Origin of the sequence: Lentzea kentuckyensis (assembly GCF_002150765.1) — a bacterium.
Taxonomy (GTDB): domain Bacteria; phylum Actinomycetota; class Actinomycetes; order Mycobacteriales; family Pseudonocardiaceae; genus Lentzea; species Lentzea kentuckyensis.
Genome location: NZ_MUYM01000097.1, coordinates 1 through 15,218, shown reverse-complemented (window position 1 = coordinate 15,218; position 15,218 = coordinate 1). Strand labels below are relative to the sequence as shown.

Here is a 15,218-nt window from a genome sequence, read left to right as displayed (position 1 = left end):
CGCGCAACGATCTAGACAAGCTGAACGTTCTGAATCGGGTTCACGGTACCGTCCTACCGGACGAACAGCCTGCGCCGATGGGATCGCTCACCCGTCGGAACACCCATGGGGAGCACCACTGAGCCGCCATCTGCCCAACAACCCGTCGGCCGCGGCCGTGCAGAAACTGCGCCTCCGCTACACCAAGCGGGGGAGGTTGCGTTTCACTTCGCACCGCGACATCGCTCGCACGTTCGAGCGTGCGCTGCGCAGGGCCGGCGTACCCATGGCGTATTCGCAGGGCTTCAGCCCTCACCCGAAGGTGTCGTGGGTCGGCGCCGCGCCGACCGGCGTCGCCAGCGAGGCGGAGTACGTCGAGGTGTCCGTGGTCGAACAGGTCGATCCGGAAGCGCTGAAGATCGCGCTCGACGCGGCCCTGCCGCCCGGTATCGACGTGGTCGACATCGTGCAGGCGCACGGTGGCAATCTCACCGAGCGCATCGACGCGAGCGAGTGGCGGATCGAGCTCGACGGGGTCGAACCCGAGAAGCTCGCGGAGGCGGTGAGCGCCTTCCTCGCGGCCGAGGTCGTCGAGGTCGAACGCCTCACCAAGAACGGCGTGAAGACCCTCGACGTGCGGCCCGCCGTCGTGTCGGCGCTGGTCGAACCACGTTCGAGCGACGCCGGACACGATAAGACCGCATTGTCACAACCGTGTGGGATACTCATGACGGTCGTTCGGCAGGTAACGCCTACCGTCCGACCCGACGACGTGCTGAATGCGCTTCGCGTCGTGGCCGATCTCGTGCCGCCGGTACCTGCGAGAGCAACCCGGATGGCGCAGGGACGGCTCGACGGCGAAGGCAGGCTGGTGGACCCGCTCCAACAGGACAAGGAGTCCTGAAGCAGGAGCGCTGGCGATGCCTTTGGTCTGGTCAACCTGCAACGCAAACAGGAGGAGCGGCGCTGACAGCAGCGTCGTCGTGGGACCTGCGCAAGCGTGCGCCCAGTGAGGCGCCACGCCGCTGCGCGCGAGGCAAGGATTCCCGCCGCGAGCAGCGGTGGAGAGAGACAAGAGAGGCCCCTGCGCGGCCGCGTCCTCACGGGACGCGCCCGGGGGTGGAGGAGCTGCATGTCGAACAAGGACAAGCCTGCCGGTGTCACCGGCGGGCAGGGCGTGGTTGCCGCACGCCCTGAACTGGCGGACCTGCCGGACAAACTGCGGGTCCACGCACTGGCGAAACTGCTGGACGTCAGCAGCAAGGACGTGATGACGGCGCTGGCCGACCTCGGTGAGGTCGCCCGCAGCGCGCAGTCGAGCGTCAGCCGCGACGTCGCGCTGAAGGTCGCCGAGACCCTGGTGGACTGGGACGACGTCGTCACCGGTGAGGTCACCGAGGACTACGAGGCCCCGGCGGTCCCCGCGTTCGAGGCGCCGGCGCTCGCGCCGCTCTTCGCGGCTCCGACGGCGGTGTTCATGCCGCCGCAGCCGATCGAGCGGCCCAAGGCACAGGCGTCGCCGTTCGTCGTCGACGAGCCCGTCGCCGAGGACGAGAAGTCGGTCGGCGAGATCGCCGCGGACGAGCTCGACGCCGCCGAGGCGGAGGCCGACGCCGACGTCGACGGTGATGACGAGGGTGAAGGCCGTCGTCGGCGTCGTCGTGGCCGTCGTGGCCGTGGCCGCGGCAAGGGCACCGACGCCGACTCGGACTCCGAGGAGACCGACGAGGCCCCGGCCGAGGCCGCAGAGGCGCCCGCAGAGGGTGCGGAGGCCGAGGCCGAGGAAGCCGACGACGAGGGTGACGAGGGCTCGACCCGCCGCCGTCGCCGGCGCCGCCGTCGCAAGACCGGCACCGAAGACGAGGTCTCGTCCGAGGACGACCCGCCGAACACGGTCGTGCACGTCCGCGAGTCCCGCGACGCGCGCGACGACAAGGCCGACTCCGAGGCCGCGCAGAGCGAGGTGCGCAGCATCCGCGGCTCCACGCGCCTGGAGGCCAAGCGCCAGCGCCGCCGTGACGGTCGCGAGGCCGGTCGCCGCCGTGCCCCGGTGCTGACCGAGGCCGAGTTCCTGGCCCGCCGCGAGGCAGTGGCCCGCACGATGGTCGTCCGCGAGCGCGGCGACCGCACCCAGATCGGCGTCCTCGAGGACGGCGTGCTGGTCGAGCACTTCGTCACGTCGTCGGGCAGCGGCTCGATCGTGGGCAACGTCTACCTCGGCCGCGTGCAGAACGTGCTGCCGAGCATGGAGGCCGCGTTCATCGACATCGGCCGCGGCCGCAACGCCGTGCTGTACGCCGGTGAGGTCGACTGGGACGCCGCCGGTCTCGAGGGCAAGTCCCGCAAGATCGAACAGGCTCTGAGCAGCGGCGACTCCGTGCTCGTCCAGGTCACCAAGGACCCGGTCGGCCACAAGGGTGCCCGCCTGACCACCCAGATCAGCCTGCCTGGCCGCTTCCTGGTCTACGTGCCGGGCGGCGGTGCCACCGGCATCAGCCGCAAGCTGCCGGACAACGAGCGCAAGCGCCTCAAGGACATCCTGAAGAGGGTCGTGCCCGAGGACGCCGGCGTGATCATCCGCACCGCCTCGGAGGGCATCTCCGAGGAGGAACTGGGCCGCGACGTCACGCGTCTGCAGGCGCAGTGGAAGGTCATCAAGGAGAAGTCCGACAGCACCTCCACCAAGGCGCCGACGCTGCTCTACGAGGAGCCGGACCTGCTGGTGAAGGTCGTCCGCGACCTGTTCACCGAGGACTTCGCCCAGCTCGTCGTCCAGGGCGACGAGGCGTGGGACGTGATCGACTCCTACGTCCGCCACGTGGCGCCGGACCTGCAGGACCGCCTGAAGAAGCACGTCGGCAACAACGACTCGTTCGTCGAGTACCGCATCGACGAGCAGCTGATGAAGGCGCTCGACCGCAAGGTCTGGCTGCCGTCGGGTGGTTACCTGATCATCGACCGCACCGAGGCGATGACGGTCATCGACGTCAACACCGGCAAGTTCACCGGATCGGGCGGCAATCTCGAAGAGACGGTGACTCGCAACAACCTGGAGTCGGCCGAGGAGATCGTCCGCCAGCTCCGGCTGCGCGACATCGGCGGCATCATCGTCATCGACTTCATCGACATGGTCCTGGAGTCGAACCGCGACCTGGTGCTGCGCCGCCTGACCGAGTGCCTCGGCCGCGACCGCACGCGTCACCAGGTCGCCGAGGTCACCTCGCTGGGTCTCGTGCAGATGACCCGCAAGCGGGTCGGCACCGGCCTGCTGGAGGCGTTCAGCCAGACGTGTGAGCACTGCCGCGGCCGTGGCGTCGTCGTGTCCACCGAGCCCGTGCACTCGCACGGCGGTGGTAACGGTGGCGGCCAGCAGCAGCAACAGCCGCAGGGCGGTGGCCGCAAGTCGCGCCGCAACAAGGGTGGCGGCGAGCAGGCGGCCGAGGTGGTCGAGGCGACTGTCGTCGAGGCCGAGCCCGAGGTCGTCGAGCAGGTCGTGGTGGAGCCGGGCGAGCCCGAGGACACCACCGAGGACGTGGTCGCCGCCGACCAGGAGCACGAGGCTCACGGCCGTCGTCGCCGTCGTCGGCGTGGTCGCGACAAGGAGCCGCAGGCGACCGTCGACGCGGTCGTGGTCGAGGAGCAGGCGCTCAACGGTCACGTGCCGCACGAGGTCACCGAGGACCCGGCACCGGTCGAGGTCGAGCCGGTCGTCGAGCCCGCGGCTGTCGAGACCTCGGCGGAGGAGCCTGCCGCCGAGGTCATCGAGGAAACCGCTGAGGAGCTCGTCGAGCCGGTGACGCTGGCCGAGGAGGTCGCGGAGGAGTCCGCCGAGGTCGCGGAGGAGGCCGCCGAGGTGGCCGAGGTCGTCGCGGCCGTGGAGGCGGCCGAGGTGACCGAGGAGCCCGCCGCGCCCGTGGCAGAGGCTCCTGCGGCTCGTCCGCGCCGCCGTGCCGCCAAGCGCCCCGCCGGTGCGCCGGTCGCGCACGAGGTGCCTGCCGCGGTGACCGTCGAGGTGCCGAAGCAGCCCGAGGTCCAGATGCCCGCACCGGTGGTCACCACCACCCGCAGGCGCCGCACCGTGTCGCGGCCCGCGGGACCGCCGGTCAACGAGGGCTGATCGCGAGTACGAGGTGAAACCGGGGTCGCTTCCGAGCGGCCCCGGTTTTGCTGTGTGAGAGAGGGCACAGCCTGCGCAAACGTGATCAGGGCACCCCAGTTTGCTTGTGCTGTACCCACTCCCGTAACCTTGTTGACGGCCCGCCATCCGACGGGTCCTGTCGTGTGCCCCCTCTGCTGTTTTTCAGTGGAAACACTGTCGCGGAGATCGGTGGGCGCATGGCCCGTCACCATCGAGTAGCAGGAGACTTCCGTCCTGATGTACGCGATCGTCAAGACCGGCGGCAAGCAGTACAAGGTCGCTGTCGGCGACATCGTCGAGGTCGAGAAGCTCGAGGGCGAGCCGGGCACCGAAATCTCCCTCCAGGCGCTGCTCGTGGTCGACGGCACTGACGTCACCGCTGACGCGGCCGCCCTGGCGAAGTTCTCGGTTACCGGCAAGCTGGTCGAGCACACCAAGGGCCCGAAGATTCGCATCCACAAGTTCAAGAACAAGACCGGCTACCACAAGCGCCAGGGTCACAGGCAGAAGCTGACCCGCGTCGAGGTCACCGGCATCACCGGTAAGTGAGGACCTGACTTCTCATGGCACACAAAAAGGGTGCGTCCAGTTCCCGCAACGGCCGTGACTCCAACCCCCAGTACCTGGGTGTGAAGCGGTTCGGCGGTCAGGTCGTCAAGGCCGGCGAGATCCTGATCCGCCAGCGCGGCACCAAGTTCCACCCCGGCGTCAACGTCGGCATCGGCAAGGACGACACGCTGTTCGCCCTGCAGCCGGGTGCGGTGGAGTTCGGTATGAAGCGCGGTCGCAAGACCGTCAACATCGTCCCGGTCGCGGTCTGAGGACCGTTTCCGCGACGTAGTTAGACCTTCAGCGAGGGGCGGGACCGGTCTTCCGGCACCGCCCCTCGTTGCTTGTTCAAGACTTTTGAGAGGAAGTAGTTCCGTGGCTCGTTTTGTTGACCGGGTGGTGATCCACGCTGCCGCCGGCAACGGGGGCAACGGCTGCGCTTCCGTGCACCGCGAGAAGTTCAAGCCGCTCGGCGGCCCGGACGGCGGCAACGGCGGCAGCGGCGGCAACGTCGTGCTCGTCGTCGACTCGCAGGTGCACACCCTGCTGGACTTCCACTTCCGCCCGCACGCCTCCGCCACCAGCGGCAAGGCGGGCGCGGGTGCGAACCGCGACGGCGCGAACGGCGAGGACCTGATCCTGCGCGTCCCGGACGGCACCGTCGTGCTGACCGAGGACGGCGAGATCGTCGCGGACCTGGTCGGCGAGGGCACCCAGCTCATCGCCGCCGCCGGTGGCCGTGGTGGTCTCGGCAACGCCTCGCTCGCGTCCAAGGCCCGCAAGGCCCCCGGTTTCGCGTTGCTCGGTGAGCCGGGCGAGACGCGGGACCTGGTGCTGGAGCTCAAGTCCGTCGCGGACGTCGGCCTGCTCGGGTTCCCGTCGGCCGGCAAGTCGTCGCTGATCTCGGTGCTCTCCGCGGCGAAGCCGAAGATCGCCGACTACCCGTTCACCACGCTGGTGCCGAACCTCGGCGTGATCACCGCGGGCGAGACCATCTTCACGATGGCCGACGTCCCCGGCCTGATCCCCGGCGCGTCGCAGGGCAAGGGCCTCGGCCTCGATTTCCTGCGCCACATCGAGCGCACCGCCGTGCTCGCCCACGTCGTCGACTGCGCGACGTACGAGCCCGGTCGCGACCCGATCGCGGACATCGACGCGCTGGAGAACGAGCTGGCGCAGTACACCCCGTCGCTCGGCGGCAACCTGGCCGACCGGCCGCGCGTGGTGATCCTGAACAAGATCGACATCCCGGACGCCAAGGACCTGGCCGACATCGTCCGCCCGGAGATCGAGGCCCGCGGCCTGCCGGTGTTCGAGGTGTCGACGGTGTCCCGCGAGGGACTGCGTGAACTCTCCTTCAAGCTGGCCGAGGTGGTGCGCGAGTACCGCGCCGCTCAGCCGAAGAAGGAATCGACCCGCATCGTGCTGCGGCCGACCGCCGTGGACGACGAAGGGTTCATCGTGACCGAGGACCCCTCGGTCGAGGGTGGCTTCATCGTCAAGGGCGACCGCCCCGAGCGCTGGATCCGCCAGACCGACTTCTCCAACGACGAAGCCGTCGGTTACCTCGCGGACCGCCTGAGCAGGCTGGGTGTCGAGGACAAGCTCGTGAAGATGGGCGCCATCCCCGGCTGCCAGGTCACCATCGGCGACCTGGTGTTCGACTGGGAGCCGACCACGCCTGCCGGTATCGCGATGACGATGACCGGACGTGGCACGGACGCCCGCCTCGAGCGCAACGACCGCATCGGCGCCCACGAGCGCAAGGCCCTGAAGAAGGCCCGCCGCGCGCCCGGTGAGTACGGCGACGACTACGGTGATTTCAGCGAGGAGTAAAACGTGACGGCCCCCGTGGTCTCACAAGCCCGCAACGCGATCGCCTCGGCGAACCGCATCGTGGTGAAGGTCGGTTCTTCTTCTCTGACGACGGCCGAGGGCGGCCTCGATCCGGCGCGTCTCGACGCGCTGGTCGACGCCCTCGCCGCCCGGTGCGCCGCCAGCAGCCAGGTCGTCCTGGTCTCGTCCGGCGCGATCGCCGCGGGCCTGGCGCCGTTGAAGCTGTCCCGGCGCCCGCGCGACCTCGCCACCCAGCAGGCCGCGGCGAGTGTCGGGCAGTTGACGTTGGCGCACGCCTACGCGAACTCGTTCGGCCGCTACTCCCTGACCGTCGGCCAGGTCCTGCTGACCGCCGACGACGTGGTGCGCCGCGCCCACTACCGCAACGCGCAGCGCACGTTCTCGCGGCTGCTGGCCCTGGGTGCGGTCCCGGTCGTGAACGAGAACGACACCGTCGCCACCGAGGAGATCCGCTTCGGCGACAACGACCGGCTCGCCGCCCTGGTGGCGCACCTGGTCGGCGCCGACGCGTTGTTCCTGCTGTCCGACGTGGACGCCCTCTACTCCGGCGACCCGCGCAAACCCGGCGCGGTCCGCATCTCCGAGGTCACCTCGGCGTCCGATGTGGATGGTGTGCAGGCTGGGACCGTCGGCGCCTCAGGACTGGGCACCGGTGGCATGGCCTCGAAGCTGGCGGCCGCCCGGCTGGCCTCGTCCGCGGGCATCCCGGTACTGCTGACCGGCGCCGCCGAAGCACAGCGCGCTCTCTCGACCGCCGACGTCGGCACGGCCTTCGCCGCCACCGGCTCCCGCCTCACCGCGCGCCGCTTCTGGCTCGGCTACGCCACCGACGCGAACGGCCGCCTGCACCTCGACGACGGCGCGGTCGCCGCGGTGGTCGGCCGGCGCAGGTCGTTGCTGGCTGCCGGAATCACCGGTGTGGACGGCGACTTCGAGGCGGGCGACGTCGTGGAACTGGTCAGCCTGGCGGGCGAGGTCGTGGCCCGCGGTGTGGTCGGCTACGACTCGACGGAGTTGCCGTCGTTGATCGGCCGCAAGAGCCACGACCTGCCGGCGGAACAGCGCCGCGAGGTCGTGCACGCCGATGACCTGGTGCCGCTGACTAGGTGAGTTCGGCGCCCTTCGTCTCAGGCAGCGTCAGGACCACCAGGAACGTGATCACCGCGGCCACCGTGACGTACCAGAAGAAGACCGTGCCGCCCACGGCCTGGATGACCAGCGGCGCGGTCCCGCCGAACAGCGCGACGGTGAGGTTGTACCAGGCGCCGATGCCGAGCCCGCGCAGTTCGGTCGGGAACAGCTCGCTCATGATCGCGGGCGCGATCGACGTGAGTGCTGTGTACAGGCCGAGCCCGACGCAGAACACGATCACGAGGTTCGCCAGGCCGGGTTTGACCAGTGTGGACAGCGGTACGACCAGCAAGGCCATCGCGCCGGACCACACGAGCATCTGCGGTTTGCGGCCGTAGCGGTCGGCCAGCCACCCCATCGGGTACTGCAGCGCGATGAACACCACCGTGCCGACCGACAGCGCGAGGAACACGTCCATGTCGTTGGCGCCCTTGGTCTTCACCGCGAACGGCGTCAGCGCGGAGAAGAACGTGTAGAAGCTCAGCGTCGACAGCAGCGTGATGCCGATGAGCTGACCGACGGCCTTCGGGTGTTCCTTGAGCGTCATCAGCAACGGGCTGCGCAGGCTTTCGGCCTTCGCCTTGTTCTCCTCGAACTGCTCGGTCTCCTTGAGCTCCCGTCGCAGCCACAGCCCGATCAGGCCGAGCACACCGCCGATCAGGAACGGCACGCGCCAGCCGTAGGAGGCCATCGCCGCCTTGTCGAGGTTGCGGGACAGGAAGAACCCGAGCAGCGACGCGATCAGCACCGCCGCACCGGTCGAGATGTAGAAGAACGACGAGTAGCGGCCGCGGTGGGCGGCGGGCGCGATCTCGGCGAGGTACGCCGACGCGTTCGACACCTCGCCGCCGAGCGCCATGCCCTGCGCGATGCGGGCGAGCACCAGCAACACCGGCGAGAGCCAGCCGACCTGCTCGAACGTCGGCAGCAGCCCGATCGCGACCGACCCACCGGACATCAGCACGATCGTCAGCAGCATCGCGGTGCGGCGGCCCTTGAGGTCCGCGAACCGGCCGAGCAGATACCCGCCGAGCGGACGGAAGAAGAAGGCGAGCGCGAACGTGGCGAACGTGCTCAGCAGCGCCGCGGTTTCGTTGCCGGAAGGGAAGATCTGCGTCGCGAAGTAGATGCTGAACGCGGTGTAGATGCCCCAGTCGAACCACTCCACCGCGTTGCCCGCGCTTGAGGCGACGAGCGTGCGTACGGGCAGTCGATGCGTCTCCGATGTAACCGCCATGGACGCACCCTGACACACTCAGCGGCGTGCGATCTATGGGTTTGGTGACCTTGGTTGTCCGTGACTACGACGAGGCGATCCGCTTCTACGTGGACGGTCTCGGGTTCGCGTTGGTGGAGGACCTGCCGCAGGACGGCAAGCGCTGGGTTGTGGTTTCCGCAGGTGGTGGGGCGTCTTTGTTGTTGGCGCAGGCCTCCTCGGAGGAGGAGAAGGCACGAGTCGGCGACCAGACCGGTGGCCGTGTCGGGTTCTTCCTCACCACCGACGACTTCGACCGCGACCACGCGCGCATGACCGCGTTCGGCGTGAAGTTCCTGGAGACGCCTCGCGACGAGGTCTACGGTCGCGTGGCCGTGTTCGAGGACCTCTACGGCAACCGCTGGGACCTGCTTCAGCCCACCCGCGCCTGACCGGGGGAGACCCCGACGATCCGTTTGAACGCCCGGCTGAACGCGGCCTCCGACTCGTAACCGAGGCCGCGTGCGATCTCGCTGACCGTGGTGTCGCGGTCTTTGAGGCGGTTCATCGCGACGTGCATGCGCCACCGCGTGACGTATCGCATCGCCGGTTCGCCGACCAGGTCCGTGAACCGTGCCGCGAACGCCGACCGTGACATCGCGGTTTGGTGCGCGAGGCGTTCGACGGTCCACGGCTGTGCGGGGTCACGGTGGATCAACGCCAGTGCCTGCCCGATCTGCTGGTCCTGCAACGCACCCAACCAGCCGGTGCGCGCCGCCGGGTCGTTGGCGAGCCACGAGCGGATCGTCTGGATCACCAAGACGTCCGCGAGTCTGGTGATGACCGCTTCGCCGCCAGGACGCAGGTTGCGTGCCTCGGCGGCCATCAGGTCGATGGTGGCGCGCATGTCGTCGGCTTGGCGGACGTACAACACGTGCGGCAACACTTTGATGAGGTGCTTCGCCGCCGGGTGGTCGAAGCGGACCGCACCACACACGAGATGCGTCACGGCGCCACCGTCGCCATGTTGCAGGATCGCGTAGCTGTCGGTCTCGAACGTGTGCGGCAGCGTTGTGACGAGAGGCGTTTCCGCACCTGAACCGCTGAACAGCCGATGGCCCTCACCGCCGGGCACGAGCAGCACGTCGCCGGGTTCGAGTGACGTGATCTTGCCGCCGACCTCGATCTCGCAGCTGCCGCTGGTGAGGACGTGGAACCACAGGCAGTCCGTCATGTCGGGCATCGTGAGGCCCCACGGCTCGGTGAGCTCGGTCCGGCAGTAGAAGGTGCCGGACATCCTCATCAGGTGCAGGGCCTCGCCCAGCGCGTCCGTCATGGTGTTGATTCTGGACGAACGAGCAAGTTTGCGCGACGAAATGTCATTGAGAGTCCGGCCTTCGCGGGACACAGTGAGCGTCATGGGGATAATCACGCTGATCGCAGTCGCCGCGTCCGGCCTGATGGCCGGCCTGTTCTTCGCCTTCTCCACCGCCGTCATGCCGGGCCTCGCCGACCTGCCGGCCGAGCACGCCCGCGGTGCGATGCGCCGGATCAACGTCCGCATCCAGAACCCGCTGTTCCTGCTGGTGTTCCTCGGCAACGTCGTGTTGTGCGGCATCGAGGTCTTCGAGGGCAGGATCGTGGGCGGACTGCTCTACATCGTCGGCTGCTTCCTGCTCACGATGGCCGTCAACGTGCCGATGAACAACCGCCTCGAACGCACCGACGACGCCTACTGGCCCGAGTACCTGCGCAAGTGGACGCTCTGGAACCACGTACGCGGCGTCGCGTGCCTCGGCTCGACGGTCATCCTCCTACTCGGATTCTGAGGCCGTGCTTCGGGCGCATCGCGGCGACGCTGGTGGGTGTGAGGCGCTGGGGGAGCAGTTCAGGTTTCGGCCGCTGCAGCAACGCTTTCAGCATCACGGTCAACTCGGTCGTCGCGAGCCCGGCCCCGATGCACCGGTGCGGTCCGCCGCCGAACGGCAGGAACTCGTGCGGCGCCGGCTTGTGTTCCCACCGGTCCGGGTCGAACCGCAGCGGATCCGGCCACACTTCGGCCAGTCGATGCGTGACGTACGGGCTGTACAGCAGGAACGTGCCTTCCTTGATCTTCTTGCCGACGAACTCGAACGGCTGTGCGGCCACCCGTGCCGAAATCACCGCGGGCGGATACAGCCGTAGCGTCTCGTTGACGACGTTGGCCAGGTAGTCGTCGTCCTCTCTTGCGCGCTCCCAAACCCCGTTGTGCCGCAACAGGTTGAATACCGCCCACGCCATTGCGCCGCTGGTCGTCTCGTAGCCCGCTGCGATCAGCGTGACGACCTGGTCGCGCACTTCGAGGTCGCTCAACCCGTCGCTCTGCACGAGAGAGGTGAGCACGTCTCCGGCCGTGTTGCCCTGACGCGTTTCCTCGATCGCCTTGTAGACCCGCGCGTCAACGGCTCTGCGCGCTCTCATCGCGTTGCGCCAAGCCGGTGCTTTTGTCTTTCGCAGCAAGGTGACCACCGCTGGGTTGCGGTCGATCAGGTTGATCAGCAACTGCAGGTGCGCGCCGAAGAACTCCGCGTCCTGGGCCAGCTTCTCGCCGAACAACGCGTGGATCGTGCTGCGCCGGATCGCCCGCCGGAACTCCTGGTAGACGTCCACCGTCTCGCCTGGCCGCCACGCGTCGAGCGTGGCCTCCGCGTTGGCCCGCATGACCGGCACGTGGTTCGCGATCTGCCGGTGCGCCAACGCGGGCTGCACGTGCCGGCGCCGCCGTTTGTGGTCCTCGCCGTCGCTGACGATCAACGACGTGGGCCCGTCCACCGGCACCAGCACCTGGAACGCCCGCTCCATCTCGAACAGCTCGGAGTTGGCGAACACGAACCGGTTGGCCTCCGGTCCGAGCAGGTAGGTGTACGGCCCCATCCGCACCACGGGCCCGAACCTCCGGTGCAGGGCGCCGAGAAGATCTGCCTGCCGGAACCGCACGACCTCCGGAATCATGGTCAGGACAGTGCCACACCGCGCCGGTGCACGGTCCGCGATGTCGTTAGTTGGTCCGGCGGCCGTTCGGCTCACTTCGCTACGCGTTCGGGTGAAGTTCGTGTCGCCGCGAACTGGAGTGCGAGACCCTTTCGCCGGGTCGGGGACCCTCCGCACGGAAGGCATCCTCGATGTCCCGAGCCAGGCTCGCGACGGCGCTCACCATCGGTTTGATGGGTGCGAGCGTCGTGATCGCTCCACCGGCACTCGCCGACCACTTCGTCTCGAAGACGTTCCACCCGACCGGGGGCGAACAGACCTACACGATCCCCGCAGGCGTCACGAAACTGCGCGTGGTGGCCATCGGCGGACGCGGCGGCAAAGGTGCCGACGGCGGCGACAACTCGGCCCCGAGCGGCAGACCGGGCTACCGGGCGACGGCCGACCTCGTCGTTCCCGCGGGTGTCACCCAGCTGGTGGTCGGCGTCGGCCAGAACGGCGGCGACGGCAGCGGCGCGACCGGCGGTGACCCCGGCTTCGGCGGCGGCGCGTCCGGCGGGTTCGGCACACCGTTCGCGGGCGGTGCCGGCGGCGGGGCGAGCGACGTGCGGATCTGTTCGGGATGCGACCGCGTGGTCGTCGCGCCCGGTGGCGGAGGTGGCGGCGGACGTTGCTTCGCGATCGGCTGCATCTCGGGCAGCGATGGAGGCAACGCCGGTGCGGGTAGCGGTGGCACACCCGGAATCCCCGGACCAGGCGGCTTCCCCGGCTTCCCCGGCATCTTCGGGCTCGGCGGTGTCGGTGCACCCGGCAACCCCGCGACCGCCGGCGGTGGCGGCGGGGGAGGAGGCGGCGGTGGCTGGTTCGGTGGCGGAGGCGGCGCGTCGGGCTTCCAGGCGCCGACCCCGTTGATCGTCGCGGTCGACGGCGGTGACGGCGGCAACGGCTCCGGACGCGCGGGCGCGGGAGTGTCGAACTTCGTGCTCGAAGAGACTTCCGACGAGCCGTCGGTGACCATCAGCTACCTCGTCGAGTCCACGACGATCGCCTACACCGGCCCGGCCTCCGGCTTCACCGGCGACCCGGTGACACTCTCCGCCCGCCTGACCGCTGCGAGCGGCCCGGTGGCCAATGCTCAGCTGGTCTTCCGCCTCAACGCCAACGAAACCTGCGCCGGCACGACCAACTCGGCCGGTGTCGCCTCCTGCTCGATCACCCCGGGCGAGGTCGCGGGCACCTACCCGTTGGCGATCGGCTACGGCGGCGACGTGGTGCACCAGCCGTCGAGCACAGAGGTCCAGTTCGAGGTCACCCGCAAGCCGACCACGCTCACCTACACCGGTGCCCTGACCGGCGACTTCCACGACCCCGCAACGGTTTCCGCCCGCCTCACCGTGACCGGATCCGGCTCCCCCGTCTTCGCCCAGCCCGTGGTGTTCAAACTGAACAACACCGAAACCTGCACCGCCGTGACCGATCTTGACGGCGTGGCGTCGTGCTCCCTCACGCCTGGCGAACCCGCGGGCACATACCCGTTGACCGCGTCGTTCGCGGGCAGCAAGGGCCTGCTTCCTTCTGGCGCAAGCGCCGATTTCGTTGTCACCAAAGAAGAAACCAGCTTGGCTTACATCGGTGACGCCACCGTCGCCAACGCCGAACCCGCCCGCCTCGCGGCCAAACTCGTCGAGGACGACGGCACCCCCGTCGCCGGCCGCAGTGTGGAACTCAACCTGGGCGCACAATCCTGTGTGGACACAACGGATCCCGCCGGTGTGGCGGAATGCGACATCCCTTCTGTCGACCAACCCCTGAACGCCGCCGCAACCGTGCCCGTGACAGCGACCTTCACCGGCGACCAGTTCTACGAACCCAGCCAGGCGTCCACCACAGTCGGCCTGCAGCACATGACCGGCCGTGGTTTCGGCTTGTCCGGCAGCGCGCTAGGCCTGACAGTGACGCCCACGCCCGACACAGGTGAGGTCCGCGTAGCCCGCGCCACGACCACCGCACCGCCGTGTGTTGCCAACGTGCCCGTGGGCGCCCGCGCGCTGTGCACGTCGGTCGTAACAACACTGGCTCCCGGCACCTCAACCGCCCGCGCGTCTGTTGCGGAACTAGGCATCGGCATCGTCGCCCTGCGGGACGTGGTGGCAACCTCACGCAGCACCTGCGGCGGCGCGACCGGCAACGTGACCATCGGCGCACTGACCGTCGCCGGCCTCCCGATCACCGTCAGCACGGCCCCCAACACCACCATCCCGCTGCCCGGCGGCAAGATCGTGATCAACGAACAGGCGCACGTCCCCGGCGGCCTCAAGGTCAACGGCGCGCACATCACCCTGCCCGGCGTGGACCTGGTCGTGTCGTCCGCGACCTCCGCCATCCACAACTGCTAGCAGCTCACTGAGGCGGCCGACCAGCCGGCCACCAGGGCGCGTCGGTGCGCAGGGGATACCCGCGCACCGGCGCGAACTCCCGGCGCGACACCCGCACCAGCCCCACCAGCCAGCCCACGCCGACCACCGAGATCAGCGCAAGCCCGAGCCACGTCAACACGGCGAACAACCGCGCGTGCTCCTGCCACGGCTCACCGGTCACCACAACCGTGACGACGACAGCGATGCTGTTCATCGAATCCCACAACGCATGCAGCAACGACACTCCGAGATAAGCCCAAAGCAACCGCCTGGTGAGCATGAAGTGCTCGCGAACACTGCGCGAGAACAACACCCCACCAAGAATCGCCGTCCACAACCCATGCCCGAACGGCGCCAGCAGACCGCGCAACAACTCCGTAGTGACCAGGTCCATCAACGACAGCCCGTTCTCGGTCAACGTGGCCGTGAGCGCATACCCGGCCGACTCGAACGCGGCGAACCCGAACCCGACACTGGCCCCGAGCACCAGCCCGTCCCTTGTGGACTTGTGCATCAGATGCCGGGACAGCAGCGCCAGCGCGGCCAGCTTGACCGCCTCTTCGATCAGGCCGACGCCCACGAACAGCCACGGCGACGGGTGCAGCAGATAGGTCTCCAGCAGCGACGCGCCCAGGACACCGAGGACGCCGCCTACCGCGAACGTCCGGAACACGATTTCGCCGGTCACCTCGCCGGAATGGCCGCGTTCGAACGCCCAGACCACGAACGTCGCCGGGACCAGGAAGCTGCCCAGGAGCACGATGGTGGGGATCAGGTTGGCGTTCTCGGTGATGTACGTGATTGCGACTGTTGCCAGCCAGAGGGCCAGGCCCATCAGGAACATCCGCAGCCAGGACTTGCGGGTGCGCGGGGCGGTAGGCATCACCATGGGCGGGAGTTTCTCGCTCGCGGGTGTTGGGGTTCAAGTTGGGGGGCGGGTCTGGTTGCGCGGGCTGGTCGCGTTGGCACCGTGCGGGTCGGC

At 68.9% G+C, this 15,218-nt stretch carries 13 protein-coding genes; 9 read left to right on the top strand and 4 right to left on the bottom strand.

Annotated features, from left to right (window positions below):
* Nucleotides 1-157: 157 nt before the first annotated feature.
* The 6 genes from B0F77_RS36510 to proB all read left to right on the top strand — a co-directional run bounded on the left by B0F77_RS36510 (nt 158) and on the right by proB (nt 7,633).
* The gene (locus B0F77_RS36510; protein WP_086667609.1) at nt 158-883 is read left to right on the top strand and encodes a TIGR03936 family radical SAM-associated protein; all 726 of its coding nucleotides are present in this window, start codon (nt 158-160) and stop codon (nt 881-883) included.
* 228 nt (nt 884-1,111) lie between these two features.
* On the top strand, nt 1,112-4,096 hold the full coding sequence (locus B0F77_RS36505) for a translation initiation factor IF-2 N-terminal domain-containing protein (protein WP_086667608.1): 2,985 nt from the start codon (nt 1,112-1,114) through the stop codon (nt 4,094-4,096).
* 258 nt (nt 4,097-4,354) lie between these two features.
* Nucleotides 4,355-4,666: a 50S ribosomal protein L21 gene (gene rplU, locus B0F77_RS36500; RefSeq protein WP_030479431.1), complete on the top strand. Its 312-nt coding sequence runs from the start codon at nt 4,355-4,357 to the stop codon at nt 4,664-4,666.
* A gap of 14 nt (nt 4,667-4,680) precedes the next feature.
* Nucleotides 4,681-4,938, top strand: coding sequence for a 50S ribosomal protein L27 (rpmA, locus tag B0F77_RS36495; RefSeq protein WP_086667607.1), 258 nt, complete (start codon nt 4,681-4,683; stop codon nt 4,936-4,938).
* A gap of 103 nt (nt 4,939-5,041) precedes the next feature.
* Nucleotides 5,042-6,502 carry a GTPase ObgE gene (gene obgE, locus B0F77_RS36490; protein WP_086667606.1) on the top strand — a complete coding sequence of 487 codons (1,461 nt, stop codon included), beginning with the start codon at nt 5,042-5,044 and terminating at the stop codon, nt 6,500-6,502.
* Between the two features lie 3 nt (nt 6,503-6,505).
* Nucleotides 6,506-7,633: a glutamate 5-kinase gene (proB, locus tag B0F77_RS36485; protein WP_211294212.1), complete on the top strand. Its 1,128-nt coding sequence runs from the start codon at nt 6,506-6,508 to the stop codon at nt 7,631-7,633.
* Here proB and B0F77_RS36480 read toward each other — a convergent pair.
* Nucleotides 7,626-8,891, bottom strand: a complete 1,266-nt coding sequence (locus tag B0F77_RS36480; protein ID WP_086667605.1) for an MFS transporter — start codon at nt 8,889-8,891, stop codon at nt 7,626-7,628. The two genes, proB and B0F77_RS36480, sit on opposite strands and share 8 nt — an antisense overlap.
* 35 nt (nt 8,892-8,926) lie before the next feature.
* Between B0F77_RS36480 and B0F77_RS36475 the strand changes: the two genes are divergently transcribed.
* Nucleotides 8,927-9,301, top strand: coding sequence for a VOC family protein (locus B0F77_RS36475; RefSeq protein ID WP_211294216.1), 375 nt, complete (start codon nt 8,927-8,929; stop codon nt 9,299-9,301).
* Here the strand turns inward: B0F77_RS36475 and B0F77_RS36470 are convergent.
* Nucleotides 9,283-10,185: an AraC family transcriptional regulator gene (locus B0F77_RS36470; protein ID WP_086667603.1), complete on the bottom strand. Its 903-nt coding sequence runs from the start codon at nt 10,183-10,185 to the stop codon at nt 9,283-9,285. The two genes, B0F77_RS36475 and B0F77_RS36470, sit on opposite strands and share 19 nt — an antisense overlap.
* An 82-nt stretch (nt 10,186-10,267) precedes the next feature.
* Here B0F77_RS36470 and B0F77_RS36465 point away from each other — a divergent pair, with 82 nt between their 5' ends.
* Nucleotides 10,268-10,678 carry an anthrone oxygenase family protein gene (locus B0F77_RS36465; RefSeq protein ID WP_086667639.1) on the top strand — a complete coding sequence of 137 codons (411 nt, stop codon included), beginning with the start codon at nt 10,268-10,270 and terminating at the stop codon, nt 10,676-10,678.
* On the opposite strand, the gene B0F77_RS36460 is transcribed toward B0F77_RS36465, so the two are convergent.
* Nucleotides 10,656-11,840 (bottom strand): cytochrome P450, encoded by a 1,185-nt coding sequence (locus B0F77_RS36460; RefSeq protein ID WP_086667602.1) that lies wholly within the window; start codon nt 11,838-11,840, stop codon nt 10,656-10,658. The genes B0F77_RS36465 and B0F77_RS36460 overlap by 23 nt on opposite strands.
* A gap of 212 nt (nt 11,841-12,052) precedes the next feature.
* Here B0F77_RS36460 and B0F77_RS36455 point away from each other — a divergent pair, with 212 nt between their 5' ends.
* Entirely contained in the window at nt 12,053-14,215 is a 2,163-nt protein-coding gene (locus B0F77_RS36455) for a choice-of-anchor P family protein (protein WP_143467094.1), read from the top strand.
* 4 nt (nt 14,216-14,219) lie between these two features.
* On the opposite strand, the gene B0F77_RS36450 is transcribed toward B0F77_RS36455, so the two are convergent.
* Nucleotides 14,220-15,125 carry a PrsW family intramembrane metalloprotease gene (locus B0F77_RS36450; protein ID WP_086667600.1) on the bottom strand — a complete coding sequence of 302 codons (906 nt, stop codon included), beginning with the start codon at nt 15,123-15,125 and terminating at the stop codon, nt 14,220-14,222.
* Between the last annotated feature and the right edge of the window lie 93 nt (nt 15,126-15,218).